The organism is Microbacterium sp. 13-71-7 (genome assembly GCF_002257455.1).
GTDB lineage: Bacteria > Actinomycetota > Actinomycetes > Actinomycetales > Microbacteriaceae > Microbacterium.
The window spans coordinates 1-4,175 of sequence record NZ_NCKN01000300.1 but is presented as its reverse complement, the minus strand read 5'-3'; the positions used below and the strand labels follow the sequence as shown (position 1 = coordinate 4,175).

At 72.5% G+C, this 4,175-nt stretch carries 4 protein-coding genes; 2 read left to right on the top strand and 2 right to left on the bottom strand.

What is annotated here, in order from left to right; all coding sequences use genetic code 11:
* Positions 1-841, top strand: an 841-nt coding sequence (locus tag B7X32_RS19085) for a CDP-glycerol glycerophosphotransferase family protein (RefSeq protein ID WP_292723321.1), incomplete at its 5' end; no start/stop codon positions are given.
* Positions 838-2,292: a CDP-glycerol glycerophosphotransferase family protein gene (locus B7X32_RS19080; protein ID WP_292723319.1), complete on the top strand. Its 1,455-nt coding sequence runs from the start codon at positions 838-840 to the stop codon at positions 2,290-2,292. The genes B7X32_RS19085 and B7X32_RS19080, both read left to right, overlap by 4 nt.
* 18 nt (positions 2,293-2,310) lie before the next feature.
* Here the strand turns inward: B7X32_RS19080 and B7X32_RS19075 are convergent, their stop codons facing one another.
* Both B7X32_RS19075 and B7X32_RS19070 read right to left on the bottom strand, forming a co-directional pair.
* Positions 2,311-3,348, bottom strand: coding sequence for a glycosyltransferase (locus B7X32_RS19075; protein ID WP_292723323.1), 1,038 nt, complete (start codon positions 3,346-3,348; stop codon positions 2,311-2,313).
* Between the two features lie 130 nt (positions 3,349-3,478).
* A partial coding sequence (locus B7X32_RS19070; RefSeq protein WP_292723318.1) for an MFS transporter occupies positions 3,479-4,175 on the bottom strand: 697 nt, incomplete at its 5' end.

Genomic DNA, 4,175 nt, shown 5'->3' with positions numbered 1-4,175 from the left:
GCTGCAGAAGCTGCTCGGCCTGCTCTACCGGGCGCAGACCCGGCGCATCGACGTGCTGCCCGCCGCCTCGGATCGCTCTCGCGGCCGCCTGGAATCGGCGTTCGGGCTCGGCGTGCAGCAGGTGCTCGTGACCGGCGAGCCGCGCGTCGACGTGCTGTCGGCCGGGGACGCGTCCTCGCGCCGGACGCGGGCGTCCGCCCTGCGCGACGCCGCGGTCGGGCCGATCCCCGACGGGGCGCGTGTGGTGCTGTACGCGCCCACCTGGCGCGATGGCGCGCCCGACCCCGCCGTTCCGGACGCCGCCGAGTGGGCGCGGATCCTCGACGTCCTGGAGCGGACGAACAGCGTGCTGCTGGTCCGCTCGCATCCTCTCGGCGAGGGGGAGTACCGTCCTCCCGTCCCGACGGATCGGGTGCGCTCGATCGGATCCGCCGTCGTGGCGGACATCACGCCGGTGCTCCCGGCGGTCGACGTGCTCGTCACCGACTACTCGTCGATGGCCTATGACGTCGGGCTGCTCGCGATGCCGGTGATCTACCTCGCACCCGACCCCGCCGAGTACGCCCGCACGCGGGGGTTCTACGGCGACTACGCCGAGGTCTCCGGACCCGATCCCGCCGCCGACTGGACCGCCGCGTCCGCGCAGCTGCAGGCCGCGCTCGAGGACGACGTCGAGTTCGACCGTCGTGCGACGCTCTCCCGGGAGCTCAGCGCGCGCATGCATGCGCACCGCGACGGCCGGAACACCGCGCGCGTGCTGGCCGCGATCCTCGCCCGCACGGGCACGGCGGCGACGATTCCCACCTCTTCTTCCACCTCCGCTCCGAAGGGAACCGAATGACGACCCCCCGCGTCAGCTCCGTCCGCGTCGACGAGGAGCAGCAGACGCTGCTGATCGCCGGGGAGGGATCCGCCCCCGCCGAGGTCGAGCTCGCCGGTCGCCGCGCCGTGGCGCCCGCGCGCATCGCCGAGGACGGACCGGAGGCGTGGAGCGCGGTGCTGCCGCTGCGGGCCGCGCGATGGGGCGGCGCGGAGCTGCCCCTGCCGAGCGGGGACTACGCGCTCACCATCGACGGCGCTCCGGCCGACGGGCTCGCGATCGAGACCGTGCTGCTCGACGGACTCCGCGTCAGCGCCTCGGACCGCACGGTGCGGATCGCCCCTCCGGTCGACCCCGCCTACGAGACCGCCGAGGGCAGGCTCGCACTGGAGGGCCGCTATGCGGCGCTGCCCGGTGCGCGGGAGAACGCGGTGTTCTTCGAGTCGTTCTACGGCCAGTCCAGCGGGTGCAACCCGGGAGCGATCGACCGAGAGCTCGCTCAGCGCGCCCCGCAGGTGACCCGGTACTGGAGCGTCGTCGACCTGTCCGTCCCGGTTCCGGAGGGTGCGGTCGCGGTGGTCGAGGGATCGCCGGAGTGGTGGCGCGCGCGCGCCGACGCGCGGCTGCTCGTCGTGAACGACTGGCTGCGTCGGCGCTTCGACCGCAAGCCCGGCCAGCGCGTGCTGCAGACCTGGCACGGCACCCCGCTCAAGCGCCTCGCGCTGCATCGTCCGGGACTGCACCCGCGGCGCTGGCTCGCGATCGTGCGCGAGTCGCGGCGCTGGGACGTCCTGCTCGCTCAGAACCCCTATGCCGAGCGGGTGCTGCGCAAGGCGTACGCCTTCCTGCGCAAGCCCATCTGGGTCGACGGCTATCCGCGCAACGACGTGCTCACGACCGGCGACGCGGACCGCATCCGCACCGCCCTCGGGATCGGCGAAGACGAACGTGTGGTGCTGTACGCGCCCACGTGGCGCGACGATCGCTCGGAGATGGTCGACTTCGTCGATCCGAACGCGCTCGCCGCGGACACCGACTCCGTCGTGCTCCTGCGCGGGCACTCCCGCACGATCCGACCCGGGCGGGACCAGGCCGGATCCCGCGTCATCGACGTGACCGGCTATCCCGACACCGCGGAGCTGCTGCTGGTCGCGGACGCGCTCGTGACCGATTACTCCTCGGTCATGTTCGACTTCAGCGCCACGGGCAAGCCCATGTACTTCCTCGTGCCAGACCTCGAGCACTACCGGGGCAAGCTGCGCGGCTTCTACTTCGACCTCGCCGCCCGCGCACCGGGTCCGCTGCTGCGCAGCCAGCAGGAGCTGGTCGCGGCACTCTCCGATGTGTCCGCGGTCGCCGAGCACGCGCCGAAGTACGTCGCCTGGCAGGCCCAGTTCAACGGTCGCGACGACGGCTCCGCCTCGGCGCGCGTGGTCGACAGGATCCTGGACCTCGGCTGGCTGGACGCCTGACGCCGGTCGGCCGGCGGGTCAGGGCAGAGGCGTGTTCCGCGTGCCCAGCCGCGAAGTGTCGACCGTGTCGTGCGCGCCGCGCAGCACTCCCATCAGGAAGCCCAGCCCCCACGAGAAGTGCATGGTCGGGAGGACCGCGAGCGTCCACAGGCGCTCCCGAGGGCTGCGCGGCGGATCCGCGGCACGCGCGGGGACCAGTGCCATCGCGATGACCAGGACCGCGTAGGCGACGAGCGGCAGATAGACGGCGGAGGCGACCACGGAGCCGATGCCGGAGAGCACCCCGGTCAGCTGCAGGACGCCGACGACGACCGCGAGCGCCAGGATCACCAGCAGTGCGGGCGGGGCGAAGAACCGCACGCCGTTGCGACGGCCGTAGCGGCGCACGAGCTCCCCGCGCCAGGCGCCGGTGGAGCGGAACTGACGCGCGAGCCTGGTCCAGCTCTCGCGGGGCCAGTAGGTCACGGCGAGCTGCGGATCGAACCATACGGTGTGCCCGGCCTGGCGGATCCGGAGGTTCAGCTCCCAGTCCTCGCCCCGGCGGATGGACTCGTCGAAGAGGCCGACCTCGTCGAGCACGGTGCGGCGCATCACGCCGAGGTAGGCGGACTCCGCCCTGCCCTCGCGCGTGCCGCCGTGATAGCTGCCGCCGCCGAGGCCGACCGGCGAGTTGTACGCGCGGGCGACGGCGGCCTGGAACGGCGTGCGTCCGTCGGCGCGCATGACACCGCCGACGTTCGCCGCTCCGGTGCGCTCGAGCGTGGCCAGGGCGCGGGCGGCGTATCCGGGCGACAGTTCGGAGTGGGCGTCCACGCGGATGACCGTCGGGTACCTGCTCGCCCGGATCGCGGCGTTCAGGCCCACGGGGATGTCCGCGGCCGGGTTCCGGACGATCCGCAGCCGCGGCTCGCGGGCGGCCAGGCGCTCGGCGAGCTCGGTGGTGCCGTCAGAGGAGGGGCCGAGCGCCAGCACGAGCTCGGTCGGGCCGTCCACGTCCTGTGCCAGAGCCGATGCCACGGCGTGCTCGAGGTACGCGCGTTCGTTGAGCACCGGCATCACGAACGACACGCCCGCGCCGGACAGCGGGGTGCCCGCGTCGGGGGAGGACGGGTCGCGATGGCTCACCCGTCGATCCTTTCACGTCGCACCTGCGCGCCCCCAGGGTGCACGCGCCGGGCGCGCCGGATTACCAGCGTCCGCCGTTCTTCCAGAACTGCCCGATGTCCTCGAGCGGACGGCCCTTGGTCTCGGGCGCCAGCCAGACCACGAAGAAGAACGCGAGGATCGCGATCACGCCGAACACGGCGAAGGCGCCGGCGCCGCCCAGCGCGTTCAGCATCGTGAGGAAGAACGCACCGACGATGACGTTGGCGACGAGGTCGCTCGTCAGCATGACGCTCGCTCCGAGCGAGCGCAGGTGCGCGGGCATCGCCTCGCCGGCGTACACCCAGACCAGGGATCCGAACCCGAACGTGAAGCCGGCCGTGAACAGCACCAGGCCGATGAACCCGGCGATCGTGAGGGCGCCGTCGAAGTGGCCGCCGCCGATCGCGAACACGATCACGAGCAGCAGGTTGGCGAGCACCATCGTGCCGATGCCGATGAGCAGCACGGGACGGCGGCCCATCCTGTCGATCACGAGCAGCGCGATGAACACGGCGACGAGGCCGGCGACCTGCACCAGGGCGGAGAGTCCGAGCTTGACGATGTCGTCGGTGAAGCCCATGGCCTCGAAGATGCGGGGGCTGTAGTAGACGATCGCGTTGATGCCCGTGAGCTGCACGAAGAAGCCGAGGCCCACGACGAACAGCGTCGCACGGAGGAAGGGCTTGCGCAGCAGATCGCGCCAGGACGTCGTGTGCGCGGACGCGAAGCCCGCCGTG

Excerpts from the sequence above, each read along its gene's own strand:
- B7X32_RS19080 (WP_292723319.1), top strand. The coding sequence starts at position 838 with ATGACGACCCCCCGCGTCAGCTCCGTCCGCGTCGACGAGGAGCAGCAG.
- B7X32_RS19075 (WP_292723323.1), bottom strand. The coding sequence starts at position 3,348 with ATGCCGGTGCTCAACGAACGCGCGTACCTCGAGCACGCCGTGGCATCG.